This window comes from Aureimonas sp. Leaf454, from assembly GCF_001424685.1.
Taxonomy (GTDB): domain Bacteria; phylum Pseudomonadota; class Alphaproteobacteria; order Rhizobiales; family Rhizobiaceae; genus Plantimonas.
In genome coordinates, this window is the sequence record NZ_LMQT01000019.1 from 335,344 (window position 1) to 361,717 (window position 26,374).

At 66.6% G+C, this 26,374-nt stretch carries 21 protein-coding genes and 1 pseudogene; 3 read left to right on the forward strand and 19 right to left on the reverse strand.

Annotated features, from left to right (window positions below; genetic code table 11):
- Positions 1-26 precede the first annotated feature (26 nt).
- The gene (gene yajC, locus ASG43_RS13010) at positions 27-392 is read right to left on the reverse strand and encodes a preprotein translocase subunit YajC (protein ID WP_056505524.1); all 366 of its coding nucleotides are present in this window, start codon (positions 390-392) and stop codon (positions 27-29) included.
- Between the two features lie 96 nt (positions 393-488).
- Between yajC and ASG43_RS13015 the strand changes: the two genes are divergently transcribed.
- Positions 489-1,367, forward strand: coding sequence for an ATP-binding protein (locus ASG43_RS13015; protein WP_056505863.1), 879 nt, complete (start codon positions 489-491; stop codon positions 1,365-1,367).
- Between the two features lie 85 nt (positions 1,368-1,452).
- Here ASG43_RS13015 and ASG43_RS13020 read toward each other — a convergent pair whose 3' ends face one another.
- The 12 genes and pseudogenes from ASG43_RS13020 to ASG43_RS13075 form a co-directional block, all read right to left on the reverse strand.
- Positions 1,453-3,117 (reverse strand): peptidoglycan DD-metalloendopeptidase family protein, encoded by a 1,665-nt coding sequence (locus ASG43_RS13020; RefSeq protein WP_162244722.1) that lies wholly within the window; start codon positions 3,115-3,117, stop codon positions 1,453-1,455.
- A gap of 130 nt (positions 3,118-3,247) precedes the next feature.
- Entirely contained in the window at positions 3,248-3,928 is a 681-nt protein-coding gene (locus ASG43_RS13025; RefSeq protein WP_056505530.1) for a protein-L-isoaspartate(D-aspartate) O-methyltransferase, read from the reverse strand.
- Positions 3,929-3,941: 13 nt separating this feature from the next.
- The gene (gene surE / locus ASG43_RS13030) at positions 3,942-4,697 is read right to left on the reverse strand and encodes a 5'/3'-nucleotidase SurE (RefSeq protein ID WP_056505533.1); all 756 of its coding nucleotides are present in this window, start codon (positions 4,695-4,697) and stop codon (positions 3,942-3,944) included.
- A gap of 4 nt (positions 4,698-4,701) precedes the next feature.
- Positions 4,702-5,985: a serine--tRNA ligase gene (gene serS / locus ASG43_RS13035; protein WP_056505535.1), complete on the reverse strand. Its 1,284-nt coding sequence runs from the start codon at positions 5,983-5,985 to the stop codon at positions 4,702-4,704.
- 202 nt (positions 5,986-6,187) lie between these two features.
- Positions 6,188-7,012 carry a twin-arginine translocase subunit TatC gene (tatC, locus tag ASG43_RS13040; RefSeq protein WP_056505538.1) on the reverse strand — a complete coding sequence of 275 codons (825 nt, stop codon included), beginning with the start codon at positions 7,010-7,012 and terminating at the stop codon, positions 6,188-6,190.
- 134 nt (positions 7,013-7,146) lie between these two features.
- Positions 7,147-7,491, reverse strand: a pseudogene (gene tatB, locus ASG43_RS13045) (Sec-independent protein translocase protein TatB); the annotation flags it as partial.
- A 161-nt stretch (positions 7,492-7,652) separates the two neighbouring features.
- Positions 7,653-7,886, reverse strand: coding sequence for a twin-arginine translocase TatA/TatE family subunit (locus tag ASG43_RS13050; protein ID WP_056505541.1), 234 nt, complete (start codon positions 7,884-7,886; stop codon positions 7,653-7,655).
- Between the two features lie 146 nt (positions 7,887-8,032).
- Positions 8,033-9,163: an ABC transporter ATP-binding protein gene (locus ASG43_RS13055; protein ID WP_082490875.1), complete on the reverse strand. Its 1,131-nt coding sequence runs from the start codon at positions 9,161-9,163 to the stop codon at positions 8,033-8,035.
- Positions 9,164-9,203: 40 nt separating this feature from the next.
- Positions 9,204-10,223 carry a beta-N-acetylhexosaminidase gene (gene nagZ / locus ASG43_RS13060; RefSeq protein ID WP_056505868.1) on the reverse strand — a complete coding sequence of 340 codons (1,020 nt, stop codon included), beginning with the start codon at positions 10,221-10,223 and terminating at the stop codon, positions 9,204-9,206.
- Between the two features lie 122 nt (positions 10,224-10,345).
- Complete coding sequence (locus tag ASG43_RS13065; RefSeq protein WP_162244723.1) at positions 10,346-12,025, reverse strand: SPOR domain-containing protein; 1,680 nt, start codon at positions 12,023-12,025, stop codon at positions 10,346-10,348.
- A 206-nt stretch (positions 12,026-12,231) separates the two neighbouring features.
- Positions 12,232-13,977 (reverse strand): arginine--tRNA ligase, encoded by a 1,746-nt coding sequence (gene argS / locus ASG43_RS13070; protein ID WP_056505546.1) that lies wholly within the window; start codon positions 13,975-13,977, stop codon positions 12,232-12,234.
- A gap of 75 nt (positions 13,978-14,052) precedes the next feature.
- On the reverse strand, positions 14,053-15,261 hold the full coding sequence (locus ASG43_RS13075) for a deoxyguanosinetriphosphate triphosphohydrolase (protein WP_056505869.1): 1,209 nt from the start codon (positions 15,259-15,261) through the stop codon (positions 14,053-14,055).
- A gap of 165 nt (positions 15,262-15,426) precedes the next feature.
- Between ASG43_RS13075 and erpA the strand changes: the two genes are divergently transcribed.
- A complete protein-coding gene (gene erpA / locus ASG43_RS13080) occupies positions 15,427-15,795 on the forward strand; it encodes an iron-sulfur cluster insertion protein ErpA (protein ID WP_056505547.1) in 369 nt (122 codons plus the stop codon).
- A gap of 10 nt (positions 15,796-15,805) precedes the next feature.
- The gene (gene xth / locus ASG43_RS13085) at positions 15,806-16,585 is read left to right on the forward strand and encodes an exodeoxyribonuclease III (protein WP_056505550.1); all 780 of its coding nucleotides are present in this window, start codon (positions 15,806-15,808) and stop codon (positions 16,583-16,585) included.
- Positions 16,586-16,648: 63 nt separating this feature from the next.
- On the opposite strand, the gene ASG43_RS13090 is transcribed toward xth, so the two are convergent.
- From ASG43_RS13090 to ASG43_RS13115, 6 genes are all read right to left on the reverse strand, one after another.
- Complete coding sequence (locus tag ASG43_RS13090; protein ID WP_056505553.1) at positions 16,649-17,467, reverse strand: tetratricopeptide repeat protein; 819 nt, start codon at positions 17,465-17,467, stop codon at positions 16,649-16,651.
- Between the two features lie 432 nt (positions 17,468-17,899).
- Positions 17,900-19,342 (reverse strand): hypothetical protein, encoded by a 1,443-nt coding sequence (locus ASG43_RS13095; protein ID WP_056505557.1) that lies wholly within the window; start codon positions 19,340-19,342, stop codon positions 17,900-17,902.
- A gap of 293 nt (positions 19,343-19,635) precedes the next feature.
- Entirely contained in the window at positions 19,636-22,419 is a 2,784-nt protein-coding gene (locus ASG43_RS13100; RefSeq protein ID WP_056505560.1) for a valine--tRNA ligase, read from the reverse strand.
- A 178-nt stretch (positions 22,420-22,597) separates the two neighbouring features.
- Positions 22,598-23,761: a DUF2497 domain-containing protein gene (locus ASG43_RS23565; RefSeq protein ID WP_056505563.1), complete on the reverse strand. Its 1,164-nt coding sequence runs from the start codon at positions 23,759-23,761 to the stop codon at positions 22,598-22,600.
- Positions 23,762-23,927: 166 nt separating this feature from the next.
- The gene (locus ASG43_RS13110; protein WP_082490895.1) at positions 23,928-25,340 is read right to left on the reverse strand and encodes a TolC family outer membrane protein; all 1,413 of its coding nucleotides are present in this window, start codon (positions 25,338-25,340) and stop codon (positions 23,928-23,930) included.
- A 163-nt stretch (positions 25,341-25,503) separates the two neighbouring features.
- Positions 25,504-26,154, reverse strand: coding sequence for a protein-L-isoaspartate O-methyltransferase (locus tag ASG43_RS13115; protein WP_056505566.1), 651 nt, complete (start codon positions 26,152-26,154; stop codon positions 25,504-25,506).
- Positions 26,155-26,374: the final 220 nt, after the last annotated feature.

The window sequence follows — 26,374 nt, forward strand, 5'->3', positions numbered from 1 at the left end:
AATCGTTCAAGTCGCCGAAAAGACGACTATTTCGTGTTCGCCGCGGTGGGCTCGCCCTTGACGCGGACGTCCGCGACGGTGGCCTGCATGACGCGGACGCGAACCTGCTCGGCGATCTGAACCTCGAGTTCGCCATTGTCCATGACCTTGGTCACCTTGGCGACGATGCCGCCGCCGGTGACGACGGTGTCGCCGCGGCGGATGTTCTTCAGCATGTCCTGGCGCTGCTTCAGCTGCTGACGCTGCGGCCGAATGATGAGGAAGTACATGATCGCGAAGACCGCGACGAACGGAAGGATCGAGATGAGGATGTCGCTTCCTCCGCCGAAAGCGCCCCCGGTTCCCACTGAGGGTGCGACCGTGGCCTGAGCGAACGCCTGCGAAACGAACATCCGGAAATCCTTCGATGACGGAGGCTTCCCGAGCCCCCTTTACGGGTTGCGCGGAATATACGAACGGTTCCGGCGAATGCAACGGGGATGCTGGACATGGATGGAGCAGAGATCGAGCGGCTGGAAGGACTTCTGGAGCGAATCGCGACCAGTCTGGAGCGATTGGCCCCGCCGCCGAGAACCGCACCCGATCTCACGGTCGCGGACTGCTTCGTCTTCGAGCCTCCGGCCCGTCTCCTGCCCGTGCTGCGCGTCAACCGGGTCGAAATCTCCCTTCTGAAAGGCATCGACCGATCGCGCGACATCCTGTCGGACAACACCGCGCGCTTCGCCGCCGGCCTTCCGGCGAACAATGCCCTTCTCTGGGGCGCTCGCGGAATGGGCAAGTCCTCGCTCGTGAAGGCGGTGCATGCGGAGGTGAACGCGGCGCCGACCCGGTCCGCCCTGCCTCTCAAGCTGATCGAGATCCATCGCGAGGACATCGAGGCGCTGCCCGTCCTGATGAGCTTCCTGAAGGCCTCCCCCTTTCGCATCGTCCTCTTCTGCGACGACCTATCCTTCGATGCGGGCGACGCTTCCTACAAGTCGCTGAAGGCCGCGCTCGATGGCGGCGTCGAGGGGCGGCCGGACAACGTCCTCTTCTACGCGACCTCGAATCGCCGACATCTCCTGCCGCGGGACATGATCGAAAACGAGAGTTCGACGGCCATCAATCCGGCCGAGGCGGTGGAGGAGAAGGTCTCCCTCTCCGATCGATTCGGTCTCTGGCTCGGCTTCCACAAGTGCAGCCAGGACGATTACCTCGCGATGATCGACGGCTATGTCGAGACCTATGGACTCACGGTCGATGCCGAACTCCTGCGACGAGACGCGCTGGAATGGGCGACGACCCGCGGCAGCCGGTCCGGTCGCGTCGCGTTCCAGTTCGTGCAGGATCTGGCGGGGCGGCTCGGGACGGCGATCCCGACGGCCTGACGCCTGATGCGGACACCTGATGCGAATGCCGACGCCCGGCCTTTCGAGAAAGGACCGGGCGCCGGACGATAGGGTCTGGAGGCCCCTATTTCAGGAATTTCATCGGATCGACGGGGGCCGAGTCCTTGCGGACCTCGAAGTGGACCTGCGGCGTCTCGGTGTCGCCGGTCATGCCGGCGGTCGCGATTTCCTGGCCGCGCTTGACGGTCGCTCCGCGCTTCACCTTCAGATCGTCCGCATGGCCGTAGACCGTGACGAGGCCGTTGGAATGCTTGACGAGAACGGTGTTGCCGAACTCCTTCAAACCGTCGCCGGCATAGATGACGACGCCGTTCTCGGCCGCCTTGATGGGCGTGCCGCGCGGAACGGAGATGTCGAGACCGTCATTGCGGCGCGCGCCCGACTTCTCGCCGAAGCGCTTGACGACGCGACCCTGGACCGGCCAGCGGAACTGGTCGATTCCGGTTCCCGACGGCGTCGCGGTCGCCACCTCGGTGTCGGCCTCGTCTTCGACGGTGGAGGTCGGCGCCGTGGCGGCCGGAGCCGGCGCTTCGACGGCGGCGACGACGGGCTTGGAAGCCTTCGGTTCCGCCTTGGCCGGTTCGGCGGCGCGCGGCGGTTCGTAGGCTTTCGGCGTCTTGACGACCGGCTCGGCTGCCGCGACCGGAGCCGCTGCGGGCTGCGGCTTGGCCGGAGCGGTCGCCGCCACGGCGGTCGCGGGCTTGACAGGTGCGGGCTTGGTTTCGAGGGCCGCGACACGCTTGGCCGGAGCCGCGCCATTCGGCATGACGAGCTTCTGCCCGATCCGGATCTGGTCGTCGGTGAGACCGTTCGCCTCGCGCAGCGCCTTCGCCGAAACGCCGTTGCGCCGGGCGATGCCGAGCACCGAATCGCCGGACTCCACGACGATCGTCGAGCCCTTCACGGCGGGCTTCACCGGGGCGGCGGCCATCACCGGCGCCGGCGCCGGCTCCGAGGCTGAGGGAACGCGCAAGGGGCTGGGCGGCGCGCCGAGCGTCTGGCCGGCGGGTCCCCTGGCGGCCTGCTTGGAGCTTTGACCATAGGAATAGGTCGGGATCGCGATGGACTGGCCGGGTTGCGCGTCGGCGGCGCTCTTCATCCCGTTGACGGCGAGAATCGCCTTCGCCGGAACACCATAGCGGTCGGCCAGCGTGTCGATCGTCTCGCCACCCCGAAGCGCGACACGGTTGCCGGTGTCGCTCCAGCCCGCCTTCGCCGGCTTGCCCGGGGCGGACGACGCGGCGGGCATGGACTGCGAAACCGGCGCCGGCTGCGAGGCCGGCATGGGTTGCGCCGCGGTCACGGGCGCCATCGCGGGTTCGGCGGGCCGGGCATAGACCGGTTCCGGCTGGCTCGAGGCCGCGGCCGGCGGCGGCAACATGGTGCGTTCGACCGAAGCGGTTCGGACCGGCGCGGCCTGCCCGTATCCGCCGTCCTGGCCGTCACCGCCCTGCCCGTAGGATGGCATCGCCGTCTCGCGCATGCCGGCACCCGGATTGTTGCCGATGCCGCTCGGTCGAACGGAGCCCGTCGCCATCTGGTCGAGATTGGCGGGCGCGCCGCGGGCAACCCGGGACTGCGGAATCGATTGGGGCACGGAGCCCGTGTAGAAACCGTCGTCGAAGCGCGCGACATCAGCGCTGCAGCCGGCCGTGAGTCCCGCCACCGTCAGAAGCGCGACGGAGCGGACAAGACGGACTCGGAAGGGTTTCAGCACATCCATACGCATTGACGTCCCCATGGGATCCAACAAGATCATGGGTTCATTCAACCGCGTTAAACTTACCGACGCGTTAAGCACCGGGCATCTAAATGCATTTTTCGTTCATCATACGCGCAAAAATCACGTTCCGAGCAATTCAGAGGACGGTCGCCACGCCGAAAGAAAGAGGCTGATAGCGTACCGGTCCCAGATCCTCCCGTTCCAGGCGGCTGCCGACCTTCAGAAGGCGGACGAGGCTCTGCGCGCCGGTCGCAGGTCCCAGCGCGCAGATGATCTGACCATGCTGGGCCAGCTGCTCCAGAAACGTGCGCGGCAGTGTTTCCATCGCGGCGTGTACGATGATCCGGTCGTAGGGGGCCCCATCGCGGTACCCTTCCCGTCCGTCCTCCTGAACGAAGACGACATTGGTCAGTCCGAGGCCCCGCAGACGCTCCTCCGCCGCGGAGATGAGCGTCTTGTAGCGCTCGAGCGTCGTCACGCGGGTGCCGAGGCGGGCGAGCAGCGCCGTCACGTAACCGGTTCCGGTCCCGATCTCGAGGATCCGGCTGGTCGGTTCGACGCCGAGAAGATGAACGAGGCGGGCCGCCGACTTCGCGCCCGGCATGCTCTCGCCGCAGTCGATCGGAAGGGATCGGTCTCCATAGGCATCCGCGATCCCACCGCGCAGGAAGAGGCGCCGCGGCACCAATTCCAGCGCTTCCAGGAGGCGCGGCTGGCTGATCTGATCGGACCGGAGGCGCAGGATGAAGGAGGCGAAATCCTCCCGGTCGCGCGGACCGCCGGTCGAGAAGGATGCCTGGGAACCTGTGGGCGCCATCGACGTCGTTCCCTCAGACGAAAGACCGGCGCATCTCATCGCGAAGCGCGTGATGCGTCAGGTCCAGATGAAGCGGCGTCACGGACACGCGGCCGGCGAGAAGCGCGCCGAGATCCGAGCCTTCGACCTCGGGTCCGGCCTGCCGACCGAAGCGCAGCCAGAAATAGGGAAAGCCGCGTCCGTCGCGCCGTTCCTCGAAGCCGAGATTGTAGTCGAGCTTACCCTGCCGCGTGACTTCGATACCCGCGACGGAGCCCGGCGCGACGGGCGGGAAGTTCACGTTGAAGAGAACGCCCTCCGGCATCTCGACCGTCATCAGCTTGCGCACGACCTCCGGACCGTGATGCTCGGCGGTTTCCCACAGGGCCTCGCGATCGCTGTTCGGCGTGAAGGCCTGGCTGAGGGCGATCGAGCGGATGCCGAGCATCGTGCCCTCCATCGCACCCGCCACGGTTCCGGAATAGCCGACGTCCTCGCAGATGTTCTGCCCCGCATTGATACCGGACAGGACGAGGTCCGGCAGTTCCGGCATGACGCGCTTCACGCCCATGATGACGCAATCCGTCGGCGTGCCCGACAAGGCGAAGCGGCGAGCCTCGATCTCGCGCAGACGAAGCGGCGAGGAGAGAGTCAGCGAATGCGACAATCCGCTCTGGTCCGTCTCGGGCGCGACCACCCATACGTCGTCGGACAGGACGCGGGCTATGCGTTCGAGGACCGCGAGGCCGGGCGCGTGGATGCCGTCGTCGTTGGTGAGAAGGATGCGCATCGGTTCAGGCCGCCTTCTCGATCCGGGCAAGGCCACCCATGTAGGGCCGCAGCGCATCGGGCACCGTCACGCTGCCGTCCTCGTTCTGGTAGTTCTCCAGGACGGCGATGAGGCAGCGGCCGACGGCGACGCCGGAGCCGTTCAGCGTGTGAACGAAGCGCGTCTGCTTCTCGCCCGCCGCCTTGTAGCGCGCGCCCATCCGCCGGGCCTGGAAATCGCCGCAGACGGACACGCTGGAAATCTCGCGATAGGTGCCCTGCCCCGGCAGCCAGACTTCGAGATCATGCGTCTTGCGCGCGCCAAAACCCATGTCGCCGGCGCACAGAACCATCGTGCGGAAGGCAAGACCCAGGCGCTTCAAAACCTCCTCGGCATGGGCGGTCATCCGCTCGTGCTCGGCGAGCGAGGTTTCCTCGCTGGTGATCGAGACCATCTCGACCTTGTAGAACTGGTGCTGGCGCAGCATGCCGCGCGTGTCTCGTCCGGCTGAACCCGCTTCCGAACGGAAGCAGGGAGTCAGCGCCGAAAAGCGCCAGGGCAGGCTCTCCGCCTCGATCACGGTTTCGCGGGCGAGATTGGTCAGCGGCACCTCGGAGGTCGGGATGAGGTATCGCCCGTCCGTCGTCTTGAAGAGATCCTCCTCGAACTTGGGCAGCTGATTGGTCCCGAAAAGCGCCGCATCCTTGACGAGGATCGGAGCGACGACCTCCTGGTAGCCGTGTTCGGTGGTGTGGAGGTCGAGCATGAACTGACCGAGCGCCCGCTCCAGCCGGGCCAGGGGTCCTTTCAGGATGGTGAAACGGGAGCCCGACATCCTGCCGGCCTGCTCGAAATCCATGAAGCCTAGGGCCTCGCCGATCTCGAAATGCTCCTTCGGCTTGAAATCGAAGGACGGGGGCGTGCCGACGCGGCGCAGTTCCACATTGCCCGTCTCGTCGGCGCCGAGGGGAACATCCGCATGGGGAACGTTCGGGATGATCGCCATGAGTTCGGCGATGCGCTGGTCGAGCTGGCGCTCGGTCTCCTCGCCCGCCTGGATCTCCGCCTTGATCTCGGCGACTTCGGCGATGACGGCATCCGCCCGCGTCGCATCGCCCGATGCCTTGGCCTTGCCGATCTCCTTGGACGCCTCGTTCCGGCGGCTCTGCAGATCCTGAAGGCGCTTCACATGGGCGCGCCGGTCTTCGTCGAGAGCCACGAGCTCGGCCGACGAGAAGGCTGCGCCCCGGCGACGCATCCCTTCGTCAAAGGATTCCGGATTTTCGCGTATCCACTTGATGTCGAGCATGAACGTCCCCGTTTCCAAACAGCGGATGCAAGGGACGATCCGGATCTAGGGAACGACGGGCGCCGGGAGACCGGCCGGCCCGCGCGATCTGCAGCGCGCTCGTCCGGCGTCCCGACTTCGCGTATCGCATGAAGTCGGATCACCGCCGGATCGCGGCGCAGTCCCTCGGCCAGCTGTCGCCCGGAAGACCCACCGTCCGCTCTCAGGCGGAGTCGGCCGAGGCGTCGCTTTCGGCAAGCTGTGCGGCCCGTTTGCGTTCGATCATCCGCGCCGTCATGATCGAGACCTCGTAGAGAAGGATGGTCGGGATCGCAAGGCCGATCTGGGACATCGGGTCGGGCGGCGTGAGGATCGCGGCCGCGATGAAGGCCAGGACGATCGCCCATTTGCGCTTGGCGATCAGGCCCTCCGTCGTCACCATGCCGGCGCGCACCAGGAGCGATGTCACGACCGGCAGCTGGAAGACCATGCCGAAGGCGAAGATCAGCCCCATGATCAGCGACAGGTATTCCGAAACGCGCGGCAGAAGCTGGATCGCCGCCTGCCCCGGCACGGTTCCCGACTGCTCCATCGAGAGGAAGAACCACATCACCATGGGCGTGAAGAAGAAATACACCAGCGCCGCGCCGAGCAGGAACAGGAGCGGCGTCGCGACCAGGAACGGAATGAAGGCCGCGCGCTCGGTCTTGTAGAGGCCGGGGGCGACGAACTTATAGACCTGGATGGCGATGATCGGGAAGGCCAGGAAGAAGCCACCGAAGGCCGCGATCTTCACCTGCGTGAAGAAGAACTCCTGCGGCGCCGTGTAGATCAGCTCGACCTGCCGATCCGAGATGCCGGCCCAGACGACGGCCGTCTGGTAGGGCACGACAAGCAGATTGAAGAGCTCCTTGGCGAAGAAGAAGCAGACGAGAAACGCCAGAAAGAACCCGGCGAGCGCCCAGATCAGGCGCGTGCGCAGTTCGATCAGATGTTCGATCAGCGGGGCGGACGACGCCTCCACCTCGTCGGCACCGGCGCGGCTCACTTCGTGTCTCCTTCGCGATGGGCTCCGTTGAGCCCGGCTCCGGCCATCGCCGGCTCCGGCAGGATCGGTGGCGCGGCCGTCGCGCCGGCCAGGGGCTGCGCCTCGGCGACGGCCGCAACCGGCGGATCGGCCGGGGTCGCGGGGGCCGTCGCGGAGGGAACCTTCGGCTCTGGGGCACGCGTCGCGGCCATCAGCGAAGACCGGATCTCGTCGCCGACGGCCCGCATCGGGTTCATGGCCTTGCGAATCTCACTGGCTGGGTTGAGCGATTTCAGATCGTTCACGGTGTCGCGAACATCGTCCATCTCGGCCTCCCGCAGGGCCTCGTCGAATTGCTTGCGAAAATCTCCGGCCATGCGGCGCAGATGCGTCGTCGTGCGACCGAAGGTGCGGAGCATGCGCGGCAGGTCCTTGGGACCGACCACGACGATCAGCACGACGCCGATGACGAGGAGTTCGGACCAACCAATATCGAACATTTGGAACTTCCCGTTCGGGATAAGCTACGCCAGAGCGCGCCCGGCCGAACCGACGGGCATCGCCTCACCCATACATCGGGCGGCCGATCACAGGATCGTCGACGGCCGGTGGAACGAAGCAAGGCGGACCGGGGCCCGCCTTGTCCTGTCAGCCCTTCGGCTCAGACGATCGTCTTCTCGACCTTGTTGGGATCGTGAGAGACGATGTCGCCCTCGCGATGATCCAGCGTGCGGCGCTCCTGCGCCGTCGTCGCCTCGTCGTCGCTCATGCCCTTCTTGAAGTTCTTGATGCCCTTGGCGACGTCGCCCATCAACTCGGGGATCTTACCGCGCCCGAAGAGAAGGAGCACGACCGCGAGGACGATGAGCCAGTGCCAGATGCTGAAGCTACCCAATGCCTTACTCCTTATGCCACGAAACCCGGGAGTGCCTCGCGGGCTCTGTCTGCCACGGAAAGCGCCAAGCTTCCCGGTTCATGCTCATGCCGTCCGGTCACCGCGAGCCGGTCGGCGCTCTCGCGCGTCCGTTCGGCTCACGAACCTCAGGCGGTCCCCTGGCTTCCTTCAAACACGATAACGTCCTGCAGATCAACGGACACGAACACCTCCCGAGCCCCCGTCGGAAGCTGTCCCGCCCGCAGTCTGGCGCGCAACGGCCGGTCGATCCCGGCGACGGCGACCGTCAGGAGGTCGACCGAGCCCAGGAACCGACGTCCGATCACGCGCGCCTCGATCCCCGTTCCATCCGTTCCGACGAGAAGACCCGTCAGACGCAGCGCGACGGTCATGGGCGTAGCGTCGGATCGTGGCGAGCTTGCGACGACGCCGAGCGGCGTCACGACGCGCCCGCCGCGGACCTCGCCCTCGAAGACGTTCAGCTCGGAAAAGAAGCCGGCGGTGAAGAGATCGGCGGGCCTTCGGTAAAGCTCTTCGGCGCTCCCCGTCTGAACCAGGCGGCCGCTGCGAAGGAGAGCGATCCGGTCGCCCATCCGCATCGCCTCCTCGGCATCGTGCGTGACCACGATCGCCGTCGCGCGACTTTCGCGCAGGATCTGCAGCGTGTCGGTGCGCACGACGTCCTTGAGGCGACTGTCGAGACCGGAAAAAGGCTCGTCCATCAAGAGGACGGAGGGACGGGGCGTCAGGGCCCTGGCGAGCGCCACGCGCTGCTGCTCGCCGCCCGACAGCGCGTGCGGATACTGGCCGGCGCTCTTGCCGAGGCCGACGCGCTCCAGCGCGTTCATCGCTTCCCGCCGCCCCTGGTCCCGCGCGAGGGCGGTGAGGCCGAAGCGGACATTGTCGAGGATCGTCATGTGCGGAAAGAGCGCGAAGTCCTGGAACATCAGGCCGACGCCACGCTTCTCCGGCGGCACGAAGACCGTGTTGCCGGAGACCTCCCGGCCGCCGAGCACGACACGGCCGCTCGTCTGCCGCTCGATGCCCGCCGCGATCCGCAGGAGAGAGGTCTTGCCGGAGCCGGACGGGCCGAGCAGGCAGAGGATCTCGCCGGGCGCAGCCGCCAAGGTCACGCCTTTCAGCACGTCGAGTTCGCCGAAGGAGAGACGGATGTCGTCGAAGTCGAGGCTGGCGGCGAAGCTGACGCCGGCGCTCGTCCGTTCGCCGCCGGCGCGCGTTTCTCCGCCGGTGCTTCTCTCGATGGCCTTGCCTGCCATGTCGTCCCCGATGCCGATCGCTCGCGTGGGGCTAGCGGTTTCAGGCGACGCGAGCAACCAGTTCGTCGAATTCGGCGCGCAGACCCGCTTCGTCGAGCGAAGGCCTGTGCGGCGCGAGGAAGGCCTCGGCATGAAGCGCGCGGCGCAACGCTTCGTCGCGCAACGGCTGGACGGCGCTCGCCACCTTGCGCATCTCCGCCATGTCGCCGTTGCAATGGAGGGCGACGTCGCAGCCCGCGGAGATCGCCTGCCGCGCGAGGTCGCCGATGTCGCCGCGCAGAGCCTTCATCGACATGTCGTCGGTCATCAGGAGTCCGTCGAAGCCGATCTCGTGACGAATGACGCTCTCGATGACGATCGGCGACAGCGTGGCGGGAAAGGTCGGATCGATGTCGGTGAAGAGGAGATGCGCGGTCATGGCGGCCGGAAGCGTCTTCAGCGCGACGAAGGGGGCGAAATCGCGTTCGGCCAGCGTCGAGCGATGCGCGTCCACCACGGGCAGTTCGAGATGGCTGTCGGCATTGCCGCGACCATGGCCCGGCATGTGCTTCATCACCGGCAGGACCCCGCCCGCGACGAGGCCGTCCGCGGCGGCGCGTCCGAGCGTCGCGACGACAACGGGGTCGGTGCCGTAGGCGCGGTCGCCGATCACCGAATGAGCGCCTTCCACCGGCAGGTCCAGGCAGGGAAGGCAGTCGGCATTGATGCCGTAGCCCATGAGATCATGCGCCAGAAGACGCCCCTGGAGCCAGGCGGCTCGCTCGCCCTTGCGCGGATCGGCGTCGTGAATGCGCCCGAGCGTCGCGCTTGGCGGATAGGAGGGTGCCAGCGGCGGGCGAAGACGCTGGACCCGACCTCCCTCCTGATCGACGAAGACCGGCACGCGTTCGCGCCCTCCCACGTCCTTCAGTGCGGCGACGAGATCGCTCAACTGTTCGGCCGAGTGGATGTTGCGGCCGAACAGGATGAAGCCCCAGGGACGTTCGTCCGCGAAGAATCGGCGCTCGTCCTCGGTGAGGCTCGTGCCGGAACAACCGGCGATCCAAGCCTTGCAACCCATCGTCATCGACGTCTCCGCGCTCAACCGGGAGCGGCTGTCCGGCCGCGCGGGGTCCCTCGCCCGGTCGGGCGGCCGGAGGGCCGACGGCTCGGAGCCTTTCAGGAGAAGGGCTGCCGCCGCGCTCAGCGCGCCACGAAGCAGTTGCCGCCGGCGGCCTTCAAACGGTTGCACAGGCTTGCGGCCTCCGTCTTGGACGCCGCGGCGATGCGGACGCGGTAGAACGTGCCCTTGCCCGGGATCTCCGCGGACTGGATGCCGACCGCACGCCCTTCGATGACGCCGGAATAGCGCGCACCGAGGCTCTGGAGCGATTTCTGCGCGAGTGCCTCGGAGGGCTGCGACGAGATCTGCACGAAATATCCACCCGTCGGCATCGGTGCGACCGGTGCCGGAGGAGCGATGGCCGCGACCTCCATCGGATCGGCGGCCGGCGGGATCGCGGACGCGGTGTCGGCCGCAGGCTCGACGGGAAGCGTCGCCGGTGGCGGCGCGACGTCCGTGGCAGGCTCCGGCGCGGTGGACGCGACCGGCTCCGGCGCAGCCACGACGGGCTCGGGAGCGACGGAGGGGGCGAGATCCGCCTCGGCCACCGGCTGCGGCGCGGCGGAAGTGTCCGGCCTCGGCTCGACCGAGGCGACCTCGATCAGGGCCGAGGGGGCGGCGGGAGCCGACGAGCCCGCGACGATCGGGGCGGTCGAGGCAGCGGCGGTTTCGACGGCCTGCATCTCGCTCGGCACCAGCGTTCCGTCCGGCCGCACCACCATGGTGCGCACCTTGCGCGGCTGAAGAACCGGCACCGGAGCGGCGTCTGACGCGTCCATGCGCGCCTCGCTCTTCAGGCCGAGACCCTCGTTGTCGACGAGATCGACGCCAGGCAGACTGTCATCGTAGACGCCGGGCGTGCCGTCATCCGTCGGCGGCAGTTCGAGCGGTTCCTCGGACTGGGTCAGGAGTGCCTGCTGCTGTGGCGCCAATTGTGCGGCGGGCGCCGCGACGCGGTCGTAGACGGCCTTGTTCTGATTGGGGATCGACCGGCCGCCTGGGTCCTTCGGCACGGTCTTGAAGGGTGTCGTGTCCGCCTTGATGAGAAGCGGCTCGCCGGAGGCGACGAGGTTCGAGCCCTCACCGGGCGTCCAAAGCGCGAAGCCAATCACGCCGACGAGCGCTAGAGCCGCGACGCTGCCGCCCAGCATCACGATCGAACGCGACAGGAACGGCCTGCGGCGGTGCGAATGGGCGTCATCGCCATCGGGATCGTCGTAGCTGCCGGTCGTGTCGCCGTCCTCGAAGGCGACGGTGTAGTCGACGCCGGAGGGAAGCGGCCGATGCGCCTTCCCCGTCGAAGCGGACTGCAGGTCGCGGACGTCGTCGTGACGCTGCATGACGGCGAGTTCGCTGGCGATCAGTTCGTCGAAGGCATCGAGCTCGGGTCCAGACTGGTCCTCGACCCGCTCGTCCACGACACGCTCCGGCGCGAAGGACTGCGTTTCGACGAGAATCGACTGGCGGGGATTGGCGGGCGACGAGAGGCCCCGAAGCGCCTCGGCCAGATCGGCCTGGAGACCGAGAGCCGCGCGCTGCCCGCCTCCCATCGAAGCCGTGCCGTAAGCGCTCCGCTCGTCGACCGGATCGGCCAGACGCACGGGACGCGGCGGCGCCCAGCTCTGCTGCGCGCTGTTGGCGGGCCTGTGGGCAAGGCTCCCCGCCGGCACCGCGCTCATGGCGGCGACATCGTCGGCGAGCGTCTCGGCGAATTCGGCCGCGAACGCGGTGTCGAGGTCGGCGTCAAGGCCGAGGCTCATGCGACCAACCTCGGATTCGAAGATGTCGGCGAGGTCGGCGAAAGGATCCGTCAAGTCGGAGTCCACGGCCGCACTGGTGCCGCGAGCCTGAGCCTTCATGTCGCCCATCACCTTCAACTCCGCTCTCGCACGCCTGGTCTCAACTCGAGCCAAGCCCGGACAGGCCTGGAATCGTTAGGAGACGAAATTGACCAAAGCGTGATCCGTCATCGCATTTCCTCCGGTGCATCGACGCCCATGAGCGCAAGGCCGGAGGCGACGACGGAGGCGATGGCTTCGACCAATGCCAGTCTCGCAAGGCTGATTTCTGCCTCAACAGGGTTAACAAAACGTAAGCCCGGCAAATCGCGACCCCGATTGTATTGAGCATGGAAAGCTTGCGCGAGGTCGTACAGGTAGAAGGCGATCCGGTGCGGCTCGCGGTGGTCGGCCGCCGCTTGGACAAGGCGCGGGTACTCGGCGAGCTTGCGCACCAAGGCGAGTTCGCCCTCGTCGGCAAGGAGCGTCAGGTCGGGGGAACCGTTCGGCACGATGTTCGCCTCGGCCGCCTGCCGCACGACGGAGCGGGCCCGCGCATGCGCGTACTGGACGTAGAAAACCGGATTGTCCTTGGACTGTTCGGTCACTTTCTTGAAGTCGAAGTCGAGCGGCGCGTCGCTCTTGCGGAACAGCATCATGAAGCGGACGGGATCACGCCCCACCTCCTCCACGACATCGGCCAGGGTCACGAAGTCGCCCGAGCGCTTCGACATCTTGAAGGGTTCGCCGTCCCGGTAAAGCTTGACGAGTTGACACAGGACGACATCGGCCCGCGCGGCGCCGCCCGAAATGGCCTTCGCCACCGCCTCGAGCCGCTTCACGTAGCCGCCATGGTCGGCGCCGAGCACGAAGACCATTTCGGAGAAGCCGCGCGCGAACTTGTCGGCGAAGTAGGCGACGTCGGCCGCGAAGTAGGTGTAGGTGCCGTCGGACTTCACGAGCGGACGATCCATGTCGTCTCCGACATCGGTGGAGCGCAGCAGAGTCTGTTCGCGGTCTTCCCAATCCTCGGGGGCCTGCCCTTTCGGCGGGGGAAGCGCGCCCTGATAAACGAAGCCGCGTTCACGAAGGTCCTCGATCGCGGTCTCGATCCGGCTCGCGCCCTCGCCGTCCGCCCGATGGAGGTCCCGCTCGGAGAAGAAGACTTCGTGCTCGATGCCGAGCCGCTTCAGATCCTCGCGGATCATGTCCATCATCGCGTCGATCGAGGCGTCACGGACGATCGGCATCCACGCCGCCTCGTCCAGCGCGAGCAGGCGATCGCCATGCGCGGCCGCGAGCCGTTCGCCGACCGGCTTCAGGTAGTCGCCGGGATAGAGGCCGGCCGGGATCTCGCCGATCTCCTCGCCGAGCGCTTCCCGGTAGCGCAGATACGCCGAGCGTGCGAGGACGCCGATCTGCGCGCCGGCATCGTTGACGTAGTATTCCTTGACGACCGAGTCCCCGGCAAAGGCCATGAGATTGGCGATCGTGTCGCCGACCACCGCGCCTCGGCAATGGCCGACATGCATGGGTCCCGTCGGATTGGCGGAGACATATTCGACATTGACCTTCCGGCCCGTCGCCGCCCCGCGTCCGTAGTCGCGGCCCTGCCGCAGGATCTCGCCGAGATGGCTCGTCCAGAAGGCGGGCGCGAGGCGCAGGTTGATGAAGCCGGGTCCCGCGATCTCGACGCTCGCGACATCGGGATCGTCGGCAAGCTTGGCCGACAGCGAGACGGCGAGCTCGCGCGGCTTCACTCCGAGCGGCTTGGCGAGAACCATCGCGGCGTTCGAGGCGAGATCGCCATGCGTCGGATCGCGCGGCGGCTCGACCGTGATGCGCGAGAGGTCGACGCCCTCCGCCCCGCGGCGCGAAAGATCGGCCTCGACGATCGTCCGGATGCGCTGCTCGAAATCGGCGAAGATGTTCATGGCTGAAATTCCATTGGAGGCGGCCGGCCGACGGGGCTGCCGGACCCTCGATCCGATACCGGCCAAGCGGCGCGCCTAACGCAAATCCGGTGTCGCGTCAAACAGCCGCCGGTGTTCGGCGAGAGCATAGCTGTCGGTCATTCCAGAGAGGTAGTCGGCGACGCGGCGGGCGCGGCGCGCCTCGTCGGACAGACGTCCGTCGCCGCGCCACTCCTCGGTCATTTCGCCGGGATCGGCGAAGAAGCGGGCGAAGAGATCGCGCACGATGGTCTCGGCACGGTCCATGACGCGCGTCACGGACGGGTCCCGGTAGACGCGGGCGAAGAGGAAGCGCTTCGTCTCGGCTTCGGCCGCCTGCATCGCCGGCGAGAAGGCGACGAGCGGACGCCGTCCCGCCCTCGCCTCGTCCGCCGTCTGCGGATGCAGCCGGTCCAGCTCGCCCGCGGTCGTCACGATCACGTCCTCGACCATGCGGGTGATGTGACGCCGCATGATCTCGTGGACGAGCCGGGCGCGATCGAGCGTCGGATAGGCGCGACGAACCTCGCGAAGAATATCGCCGGCCAGCGACAGCCCCGCCAGATCCTCGACGTCGATCAATCCCGCGCGCATGCCGTCGTCGAGGTCGTGTGTGTCGTAGGCGATGTCGTCGGAGATCGCGGCGGATTGGGCCTCGAGGCTCGTCTGCGTGGCGAGATCGAGCGGAAAGGCGGCGTCGAAATCGAGAATCGGACGGGGTACGATCAAGCCCGCAGGCGCGTCCGGCCCTGTCAGCGGGCCATTGTGCTTGACGAGCCCTTCGAGGGTTTCGAACGACAGGTTCAGCCCGTCGAAATCCGCGTAGCGCCGTTCCAGCGCGGTCACGATGCGCAGGGACTGCGCATTGTGATCGAAGCCGCCATGGTCGGCCATGCAGTCGTGGAGCGCCCGTTCCCCCGCATGGCCGAAGGGCGTGTGGCCGAAATCGTGAACGAGGGCGACCGCCTCGGTCAGGTCCTCGTCGAGCCGGAAGGCCCGGGCGAACGCTCGCGCGATCTGCGAGACCTCGATCGTGTGCGTGAGGCGGGTTCGAAAGTGATCGCCCTCATAGGCCAGGAAGACCTGCGTCTTGTGCTTCAACCGCCGAAAGGCGGTGGAGTGCACGATCCGGTCGCGGTCGCGCTGGAACGGCGTGCGGGTCGGGCTGGACGGCTCGGGAAACAGCCGGCCCCGGGACAGCGAGGGATGCGTCGCATAGGGCGCGCGTTCGCCGAGGCCGAAACCGATCGCCGGCAGTTGCGTCATCGCGTTCCCCTTGGCCCTTCGCCCGAGCAAATGCTCGCGGTCCGAGCGGAGCGGCCGTTCGACCGGTGCCGGCCGCATTGACCGAACCGTCCCGGCTGCATACCTAGAGGACGATGCTTCAACAAGGAGAGCGGCCGGGGTTGCAGGCTCCGCCGCGTCGAGATCATGAGCGAAGCCATTCCCGCCACCCACTCCCTTTCCGCCAGCCCCGCGCCGGTCGTCGTATCGGAGGCGGCGGCCCGGCGCATCGCCGCCATCGTGGCCAAGGGCGAACCGGGCCGCGCATTGCGCATCTCGGTCGAGGGCGGCGGCTGCTCGGGCTTCTCCTACAAGTACGACCTGACGGATGAGAGCCAGAGCGACGACGTCGTGATCGAGCGGTACGGAGCGACGGTGTTCATCGACCCGATGTCGCTCGTCTACATGGACGGCGCCGTCATCGACTTCGTGGACGACCTCATGGGCCAGTCCTTCCAGATCCGAAACCCCAACGCGGTTGCTGCCTGCGGCTGCGGAACGAGCTTCTCGGTCTGATCGACGCGGGATGATCATCGCGACCTGGAACATCAACGGAATCAAGGCTCGGCTGGACGTTCTTCTCAGCTGGCTCGAAGGGCGCAAGCCCGACATCGCCTGCTTGCAGGAGATCAAGAGCCAGGACGAGGGCTTTCCCCGCGCGGCGATCGAGGCGCTCGGCTATCATGTCGAGACGCATGGTCAGAAGGGCTTCAACGGGGTGGCGCTCCTGTCGAAGATGCCGCCGGCCGAGGTCAGCCGGGGCCTGCCGGGCGACGATGGCGACGAACAGGCGCGTTTCATCGAAGGCGTGTGGAAGATCGGACCGCGCGTGTTGCGCGTCGCTTCGATCTACCTGCCGAACGGCAATCCGCTGGGAACCGAGAAGTTTCCCTACAAGCTCGGCTGGATGGCACGGCTCGAGGCCCACGCGACGCGTCGCCTCCGGGACGAGTGCGATCTCGTGCTCGCGGGAGACTACAACATCATCCCCGAACCCCTCGACGCGAAATCACCGGCCGCCTGGGCCGGGGACGCCCTCTTCCAGCCGGAAAGCCGGCAGGTCTATCGGCGTCTGAAGGGTCTCGGCCTCGTCGATGCCGTCCGTTCGACCACCGACGACCAAACCTTCACGTTCTGGGACTATCAGGCCGGCGCCTGGCAGAAAAACAACGGGATCCGCATCGACCATCTTCTCCTATCGCCCGAGGCGGCCGAGCGGATGATGTCGGTCGGCGTCGACCAGCATGTGCGCGGTTGGGAAAAGCCCTCGGACCACGTTCCGGTGCTGGTCGAACTCGCGAACTGACCTGCTTGTGCGCATGAGACGAGTCGCGGGCTTTTCCGGGGTTCTCTCGAAGCCGAGCGGACGTCAGTTCTTGGCGACGTCGCTCATCCGCTCTTCCGCATAGGCGAGCGCGGTGCGGCGATCGCCTTCCGTCGCCAGGGAGAAAGCCTCCTCCTGCAGCGGGCGAATCCAGGACTGCTCCTTTTCCGATGCGTGACGCAGGGCGAGCGTCAGCATGGCGAGGCCGCGCACCGGCTGCGCCTGCAGCTTGATCTTCTCGCCGTCGAAGAGGAGATAGCCGAGAAGAGCCTGCGCGCCCGTGTTGCCCTTTTCCGCGGAGAGCTTCAGCCATCGCGCGGCCTGACGGGGATTGGGTCGGCCGCCCTCTCCGTTCAAGAGCATGCGCCCGAGTTCGAACTGCGCCTTCGAATCGCCGAAGATGGAGGCGGCATGGAAGTAGAGCTGACGGGCCTGCGGCAAATTGGCCGAGACCGGCGTACCTGGAATTCCGGTTCGCATGTAATCGCCGAGCGCCACCACGGAGCTCGCGACATAGGCGGCGTTCGGTGACGACGCCGAATCGTCTTCGTCTTCGGAGATGATCTCCTCGAAGATCTTGAACGCCTCGAAATCGTTCTCGGGAACCCCGTCACCCTGAGCATACATCTGCCCGAGCTTCCAACGGGCACCGGCATGGCCCTTCTCGGCGGCATAACGGAGGGCTTCGAAGGCTTCGAGCTTCTCTCCGCGTTTGTAGGCCTTAAATCCAAGGCTGAACAATTCGCCCGGACCCCGCTCGAACGGAACGACCGTCGTCGGATCCAACGCGAAGACCGGCATTCCGGATGCCAGCAGCGAACCCGACATGACGAAGGCCGACAGAAAAGGCTTGAGGCTAACCATGAAAGCGGGAACTCCGCGCCGGAGACACGCGGGCGCGCACGGACCGGAGGGCCGGGAGAGCAATCGGATCAAGCGCGCGGGGAGCGACGCGCGACACACGCTCGCGATCCGCCCTGCGGCGGTCCGGCATGCTCATCTCCGCGTTCTCGCACACGTTCATCCCAATCCTTCATGGCCGATCGGCTACCTGATCCGACGAGCCGTCTCCCGAGCCTCGGCCACGCTTGGGTGAGCGTCGTTTATGGCGGCTTAGGGGCATATTCCACCCGGAACAGAATAGCAGGTGCACGATTGCCATAGTGTTGCCGAAAGCCAACAAAACTCGTGACAGACGGAGTACCGCGCCTTGGTCCGGAACGGCGAAAGCCCTTCGACGGGTGGTCGAAGGGCTTTCGTTCATCACCTAAGATCCTGCGCCCCCGGCGCGTGGAATCAGAAGGTCAGCTTGATCGAAGCATTCGCGCCGTACACCATGTCGTCGCCGACGGTGCCGTTGAAGTAGGCGCCGTTCGCGATCGACTGCGAGCCGTCGTTCCAGAAGCCGACGAGACCGCCGAAGCGGAACTCGCTCCAAGCGGCCGGCTTGAAGGAGACGCCGGCGGACACGGTGTAGAGGTCGGTATAGGTGGTCTCCGAGCCGGTCGACACGCCTCGGTCGTAGCCGAGGGAGACGGCACCCGAGATCTTGTCGTTGAAGGCGCGTCCGATGCCGAGGGAGGCGGTGTAGCCGTCACGCCAGTTGTAGGGGGCGTAGCTGGAGGAGGTTCCCGTCTGCGTGCTGGAGATCGTGGAGATCACCGAGCCGTTGGTGCTCCAATCCGTCCAGCGGAACGAGCCGAGGAGGAGCGTGCCGGGCGCGATGCCGGTTTGCCCGTTGATCTGAAGATATTGCGGGCTGGTCGCCTCGTTCAGATAGGAGGCGACGGGAATCACGGTTCCGGGCGTCAGGCCCTGCTGGGCCAGCGTGCCGTTCACCAGAGCGGCGATCTGCGGCAGCGGGATCGAGCGTTGGGTTCCGTCGGGCGTCACGACATAGGCCGTGTTGATGACGGAAACCGAGCCGTTGCCGGCGATGTCGTCGTGCTTGATCTCGGAGCGGTAGAGCGCCTGCACCCGAAGGGCGATTTCCGGCATTTCGAAAGCCGCGCCAATGCGGAAACCGACCTTGTAATCGCCTTCCGAATTCGCCTGGACCTGCGTCGGAAGAACGAGGCGCGAACCGACCGGAGACCCTGCCAGAGCACCGGCCAGGAGCTGCTGACCCTGCGCGGACTGGCTGAAGAGCGGGTTCAGGTTGCGCTCGCCGTAGCTGGCGCCGTTGAACTCGAAATCCTCGATGAACAGGCCGCCGAGAAGGCTGAAGCGCATCGTCTCGGTGGAATAGCTGGCGCGACAGGTCGCGCCCAGCTCTTCGGAATCGAACTCGGTGTTGATCGTGCGCGAGGTGCTCGCCGTCGTCGCCGCGTTGACGTTGAGTCGCGCGACGTTCGAAACGCCGATGGGCTGGCCGTTGAGCTGCGAAGAGGCCTGCCGCGGCAACGCGCCGCCGGGGGACTGGTCGTAATCGGCTTCAGCCGCGAAGGATTCGACATAGGTGCCGGCGCAGCCGAACATGTCGGACCCGTAGTAGACGGCGGCCGAAGGAAGACCATAGGTGCCGGTGTAGTCGCCGAAGCTGCCGCCGACCCCGGCAATGGTCTCGAAGCCGCGATTGGGCTGAACATAGGTCGCGCCGAGCCGGGTCGCGAAGCTGCCGGTTTCGAAGAGCACGTCGGTGTCGGCGACGCTGCGCTGGAAGCCGCCGGCGAGCGCCGGAACGGACATGCCGAGTGAAACGAGAGCGGTGCCGGCCAGAACGAGCCCATGAATGCGCATGATGTCTACCCCCAACGATGCTGGCCGACACGGCCGATGAGCTCTGTTCGGCTCATTTGACGCAAACGTAAGACAAAGGCGGGTTCTTGAACATCACCGAGAGGTCACGCTCCGGCAGGGATTCGCCGCCGCATGATCGGAGCCCGGAGTTACGCTGCATGCTAAGGTACTGATTTAACAATATGAAAACGGCGGCGACCTCCTGGGAAGCCGCCGCCCCGACCACTTTTCGAAACTCGAAATCGGCGAGATCGCGATGCAACCGTGTCCGAAATGTGACAGTCCGGAGCCGGCTAAGCGTCGAGCTGCGTGAGGGCGTTGGCCAGTCGCTCCGCTTCCAAGCGGTAGCCCGCCTGCTTCTCCCGCTCCTCGGCAACCACCTCTTCCGGGGCATTGGCGACGAACTTCTCATTCGACAGCTTCTTGTCGATCCGCCCCACCTCGCCGTCGGCCTTCGCCTTCGCCCTGGTCAGACGCGCACGCTCCGCTTCGATGTCGATCATTCCGCCGAGCGGAATGGCGAAGACGTTCGCCCCGACGACGACCCGCGCCGACTGGCGGGTGGATGTCTCCACGGCCTCGATGGAAGCCAGGCGCGCGAGGCGGCGAAGAGACGGGCTGTGGCGGGTCAATCGTTCGGTCAGCCCGGCATCGGGCTGCACGACCTGAAGCACCGCCTCGGCGGCCGGCGGAACGTTCATCTCCGAGCGGACCGACCGGATCTCGCTGACCACCGCGATCAGCCAGTTGATGTCGTCGGCGGCGGCACCGTCCTCGAAGCCGAGATCGGGCCAGGACGTATGACAGAGAAGCCGGGGACGTTCGGTCCCTTCGGGCGCGGTCGTCGCCCAGAGCTCTTCGGTCAGGAACGGCATGAAGGGATGGAGAAGGGCGAAGATCCGATCCAGCGTATAGCCGGTGACGCGACGCGTCTCCTCCTTGGCCGCCTCGTCCTCGCCCATCATGACCGGCTTGGAGAGTTCCAGATACCAGTCGCAGAACGTGTTCCAGACGAACCGGTAGATCGCAGCGGACGCATCGTTGAAGCGATAGGCCTCGAGGGCCGCCGTCGTCTCGGCGATCGTGCGCGAAAGCTCGGTGAGGAGCCAGCGGTTCAGCTGAAGGCCGAGCGACAAGGGATCGACGTCCTCGCCGTGGCGGGCGGCGTTCATCTCCGCGAAGCGCGTGGCGTTCCAAAGCTTGGTGCCGAAGTTGCGATAGCCCGCGATCCGCTGGGGATCGAGCTTCACGTCGCGTCCCTGCGCCGCCATGATCGCCAGCGTGAAGCGCAGGGCATCGGCGCCGAACTCCTCGATGAGGTCGAGGGGATCGATGACGTTGCCCTTCGACTTCGACATCTTGGCCCCGTTCTTGTCGCGAACGAGAGCGTGGAGATAGACGGTGCCGAACGGCTCCTTCTCCATGCAGAAGAGGCCCATCATCATCATCCTGGCGACCCAGAAGAAGATGATGTCGAAACCCGAAATGACGACGCTGGTCGGATAGTAGGTCTCGAGCTCGGGCGTCTTGTCCGGCCAGCCGAGCGTGGAGAACGGCCAGAGGCCGGAAGAGAACCAGGTGTCGAGAACGTCTTCGTCGCGCGTCAGGAAGCCCTCGCGCGCCTCGGGATCTTCGGCCAGACGACGGGCCCTCTCGTCGTCGATCGTACCGTTCACGACGTAATGCGCCAGCGCCTCTGCGACGGCTTCCTCCTCGCTTGCCGCGACGAAGACCTGCCCGTCCGGCCCGTACCAGGCGGGTATGCGATGGCCCCACCAGAGCTGGCGGGAGATGCACCAGGGCTGGATGTTCTCCATCCAGGCGAAATAGGTCTTCTCCCAGTTTTCGGGAACGAACTTCGTGCGGCCCTCGCGAACGCTGGCGATGGCCGGTTCGGCGAGGGTCTTGGCGTCGACATACCACTGGTCTGTCAGGAACGGCTCGATCGGCACGCCGCCGCGGTCGCCATGCGGGACCATGTGCGTGTGATCCTCGACCTTGGCGAGGTAGCCGCTGGCCTCCATCATCTCCACGATCTTCGCGCGCGCCGCGAAGCGCGGAAGGCCGTGCAGCGCCGCGATGGTCGATTCGAGCTCTTCGGAGACCACGAGACCATCGAGGAAGTCCTCGTTGCCGGCGATCGTGACGTTGGCTTCCACCGTCAGGATGTTGATCTTCGGCAGATCGTGCCGCCGGCCGACCTCGAAGTCGTTAACGTCGTGGGCCGGCGTGATCTTGACGGCGCCGGAGCCGGCCTCCGGATCGGCATAGTCGTCCGCGACGACGGGGATCAAGCGACCGACGAGCGGCAGGCGCAGCTTGCGACCGACGAGAGAGCGGTAACGCTCGTCCTCCGGATTCACCGCCACGCCGGTATCGCCCAGCATCGTCTCGGGTCGAGTCGTCGCGACGGTCACGAAGGTCGCGGGGTTCTCGGGATCGAAGGTCTCGCCCTCGACGGGATAGCGGAAGTGCCAGAGGTGACCCTTGATCTCCCGCTGCTCGACCTCGATGTCGGAGATCGCCGTTTGGAGGACCGGGTCCCAGGAGACCAGGCGCTTGTCCTTGTAGATCAGGCCCTTGCGATACATGGCCACGAACACGTCGCGGACGGCGCGGGACAGGCCCTCGTCCATCGTGAAGCGCTCGCGCGACCAGTCGCAGGACGCGCCGAGCCGGCGCAGCTGCGAGAGGATCGTGCCGCCGGACTCTTCCTTCCACTGCCAGACGCGCTCGACGAAGGCATCACGGCCCATGTCGCGGCGACCCGGCTCCTGTCGCTCGCGCAATTGCCGCTCGACGACCATCTGCGTGGCGATGCCGGCATGGTCCATGCCGGGCTGCCAGAGGACGTTCTTGCCGCGCATGCGCTCGAAGCGCACGAGCACGTCCTGCAGCGTGTTGTTCAGGGCGTGACCGATGTGCAGCGACCCCGTGACGTTCGGGGGCGGGATGACGATCGAGAAGGGCTCGGCTCCATCCTTGGCGCCTGCACCGGCGCGAAAGGCATCCGCGGCGTCCCAACGTTCGGCGATCCGCGGCTCGATGGCGGCAGCGTCGTAGGTCTTCTCGATCATGAAAGCGTCCGATGGCGGTCCGGTAAAGGTGCCGCATCGGTTACGCCCAAGCTTTCCGACCTGTCAACGAATCCGGGTGCGGAATGCGCTCTCGACGCATCCCACCAGAGCTGCCGAAGCCGGCTCCGGTGGGATGCGATTCAACCCGCACCCGGCGGCGGACGCGATGCGCGATGCGTCAGCGGCGCCCACCTCGGGAGACGCGCTCGATCTCCTCGCGCACCAGCCGCTCGACGAGCCGGGGCAGATTGTCGTCCAGCCAGTCCTGCAACATGGGCCGCAGCATCTCGCGGGCCATGTCCTCCATCGACTTCATCTGCCCGTCGCGGATCGCGCGCGCCAGATCGTCGAAGGCTGCCGCGACCTGGGCGCCCGCTTGAGCGGACATGAGGGCGGACGCCTCCTGCATGACGGAGGCCGGTTCGGACGGCGTCGGCACAGCGGTTTCGACACGACCGGTGTCCTCAACAGCAGACGCGGCGGACAGCGGCGCCGAAGCGACCAAAACCGGCGACACGGATGGCCACGAAGCGGGAACAGGCGATGGCGGAGCAAGCGATGCGGGGGAGCTCGCGGGTGCGACGAGGTCTTGCTGCACGGGGCCCGCCGGCACGGGGCCCGCAGGCTCCGACGCCTCGGACTCGCGAAGGCCGAGAACGGACGCGTTGCGATCGAGGGCCTCGACGAAATCCGCCTCGTCGAAATCCATCGCGAAATCGTCTTCGTCGCCATCCTCCTCGACGGCAGTGACGGCGGCGACGGCAGGGTCCGGTGCAGCAGCCGTTGTGGCGAGCGAAGGCTCTTCGGCCGCCTCGGACGATGCGGCCGCTGCACGATGTTGAGCGGCTGCGAGAGGTTCGGTCGTCTCCGGCGCGGCTCTCTCGCCGCGAGGTTCGTCGCGCAACACCGGCCAGGTTTCGACGTCGTCCCATTCGCGGGTCCAGCGATCGCGAGCAACGATCGGCTCCGGAAGGGACGAGGATGCCGCCTCGGCCTCCGCGGTCTCGGTCGGATCGTTCTCGGCCGGAGGCCGGCGAAGAGCCGGCGGCTGCGCCGTCTCATCGGCGGCCCGATTGGCGGGCTCGACCGCCGGGAGCCAACGCCCCTCCTCCACGTCCACTGCGCGCGCGGCCGCGATGCGCTCCGTCAGCGGGACGATTCGCGCGGCCGACGGCGGCAGCGCGAAGCTTGCCGGGCGTGCGGCCGACGCCGAGGGCGTCTGCGCCACGCCCTTGGCAACGTCATTGCCGGGCCGGTTGCCGGCGGCGATCGGAGGCACGGGAGCCGAGCGATCGTCACCGCTCTCGATGATCCGACGGATCGAGGCAAGGATCTCGTCCATCGATGGCTCCTTGGAAGGGCTGGCTTGGCTCATGGCGAGGCTTTCCGCACGGGACGACCGACCCGATTCAGGCAGTCGAATCACAGCTTAAGCCTAGCGGCAGTCGGTTCGTTTATGAATCCCTTACGCGTCGCAGAAGTCGAGTTTCACCAGAGAAGATCGGGCCTCAGCGCCCGTCCGGCGTGCGCAGGCCGTACCACTTGTCCTTGACGGCATTGTAGTGCTCCTTTGGCTCGTAGACGGCCACGCTGAGGCCGAGCTGCGAAGCGGACAGGCGTCCGACGGCGGAGGAGAGAGCGTAGCCGGCGACGACCTCGTCGCGCTGCGAGCCGACGAGCAGGATCTGCGCCGAGATCACGTCCGCCTGGGCATTGAGGACGTCGAGCGTCGTGCGCTGTCCGACGTTGCGCTCCTCGATCACGCCGTTGAGCGCGAGGCGGGCCGCCGCGACCTGTGCGCTGTAGCCGGAAACGTTGGCGCGGGCGGCCTGAAGCTCGGCCCATGCGGTCGCGACGGCCGCGCGGACCTGATCGCGCATGCTGTCGACCTCGATCTGGCGCTGGCCGAGGACCTCCTTGGCCTGCCGGATCTGCGAGGACCGCAATCCGCCCTCGTAGATCGGAATCGTCAGCGTCGCGCCGACCCGCGCGGCGAGGTCGTTCTGCGTGTTGACGTCGACGCCGGGCAGCGTGTTCGGATCGGTGTCGGTCAGACCGTACTCGTTCTGCACGGTGCCACTGACGCTGAGATTGGGAAGAAGGGTGCCCTCCGCGGACTTCACCTGGAAGGCCGCCGCATCGACCGCGTAGATCGTCGCGAGGATCGCGGGATGCTCCTTCTGGGAGATCGACAGCGCGGACGTGATCGAACCGGGAATGATACCCTTCGGCTGGCGGCCGGGCGCGAGATCCTTCGGCGCATCGCCGATGATCTGGAAATAGGTCGCCTCGCTGGTCGCGACCTGCGCGAGGGCCGAATTCAGAAGCGCCGTGGATAGAGCCTGCTCCGACTCGGCCTGCGCGACGTCCGTCCGCGTGCCCTCGCCGACATCGAAACGCGCGCGGGCGGCACGGACCTGCTCCTGAAGGAAGGAGAGGTTCTGCCGGCGCAGATCCGCGATCTGGCGATCGCGCAGGACGTTCATGTAGGCGGACGTCGCGTCGAGAAGGGTGTTCTGCTCGGTGTTGGCCAGGTTCTTCTGCGCGGCCTTCACCTGAGCCTCGGCGGCACGAATATTGTTCGGCGTCTGGAACCCATCGAACAGCGTCTGGTTGATGGTGATGCCGACGCCCATGGAATCGGAGCGGCTCTTGACCGTCGGAAGATTGTCGCCGCGGGTCGAGCGCGAGCGCGTGGCGGAGGTGGTGCCGGTGCCGCTGATGAAGGGGCGCAGGGCCGATTTCGCCTGCGGCACGTTTTCGTCGGTCGCCCGGAGTTGCGCGCGCGCGACGTTGAGATTGTGGTTGTTGCGGTAAGCGCGAGCCAAGGCGCCAGACAGGGTCTCCGCCTGAACGGGCACCCAGCTGGCGAAAAACGTGGACGCGGCGAGGACCGCTCCGATCCAGACAGTTTGACGCAAGACGATCTCCACCTACGGTGTAACGAGCCCTCTCCCATCCGACGGACGGTTTCGGTTAACGCTACCGCACCGGCCCTTCCCCAAGGTGAACACCGCAGGGGCGGCCGATCCTGCGTGACCTTATCATCACATCGTGCGCTTGGGTGTGGCTGGAAGGACTACATCAAAAGACAAATTCACTCGATCGGCGAAATTCGGCGAGCGGCTGGATGCTGCAATTGAAGCCGAATCGCTGCGAGATCGTCTTTTCTTCCTTGATGTGCAGTCGGGCCGCCGCCGCATTGCCGCGCCCTTCGACGGCGATCAGTCGTCCGCCATCCGCCAGTTGATCGAACAGTTTCTGTGGAATGTCATCCACCGCGCCCTCGACGACGATCACGTCGTAGGGTGCGCCCGCCGCATGTCCCTCGGCCAAGGGCCCCTCGACGACGCGGCAGGATGCTCCGCCGACCGTCGGCAGGACGTCGCGCGCGATCGCTGCCAAAGCCGCGTCGCTTTCTAGCGCGACGACGCTGGCGGCGAGCCGGCACAGGATCGCTGCGGAATAGCCGGTCGTGGCGCCCACATCGAGAACCCGGTCGCCCGGACGGATCGCCACGAGCTGCAGAAGCTTGGCGAAAGGAGAGGCTTCCATGAGATAGCGACCGCCGCCGAGCGGCACGTCGCCGTCGATATAGGCGAGCGGTCTGCGCTCCTCGGGCACGAATCGTTCGCGGGGAACATCGAGAAAAGCCTTCAGGATCGCCCAGTCCGTCACATCCGTCGTGCGGATCTGATTGTCGACCATCTTGATGCGAGCGGCGTCGAAATCCATGGCGGGAAATCCGGTTTTCCTGAGCGATTGTCCGTCCCTTAGTCTTCGCGTCTTCGCCGTGCAAGGACGCCCTCGCTCATCGTCCTCCAAAACCCAGCGGATCCGCTCGATCGAGATCGCCGACATCTCCCGGCGAAGGCCCGACGCTGCCGGGCCATCGGGATCGTCAGCCGTCTGCGCAGGATCGACCCGTCGGGGCGAAACCTTGCCGGAGGTCCCG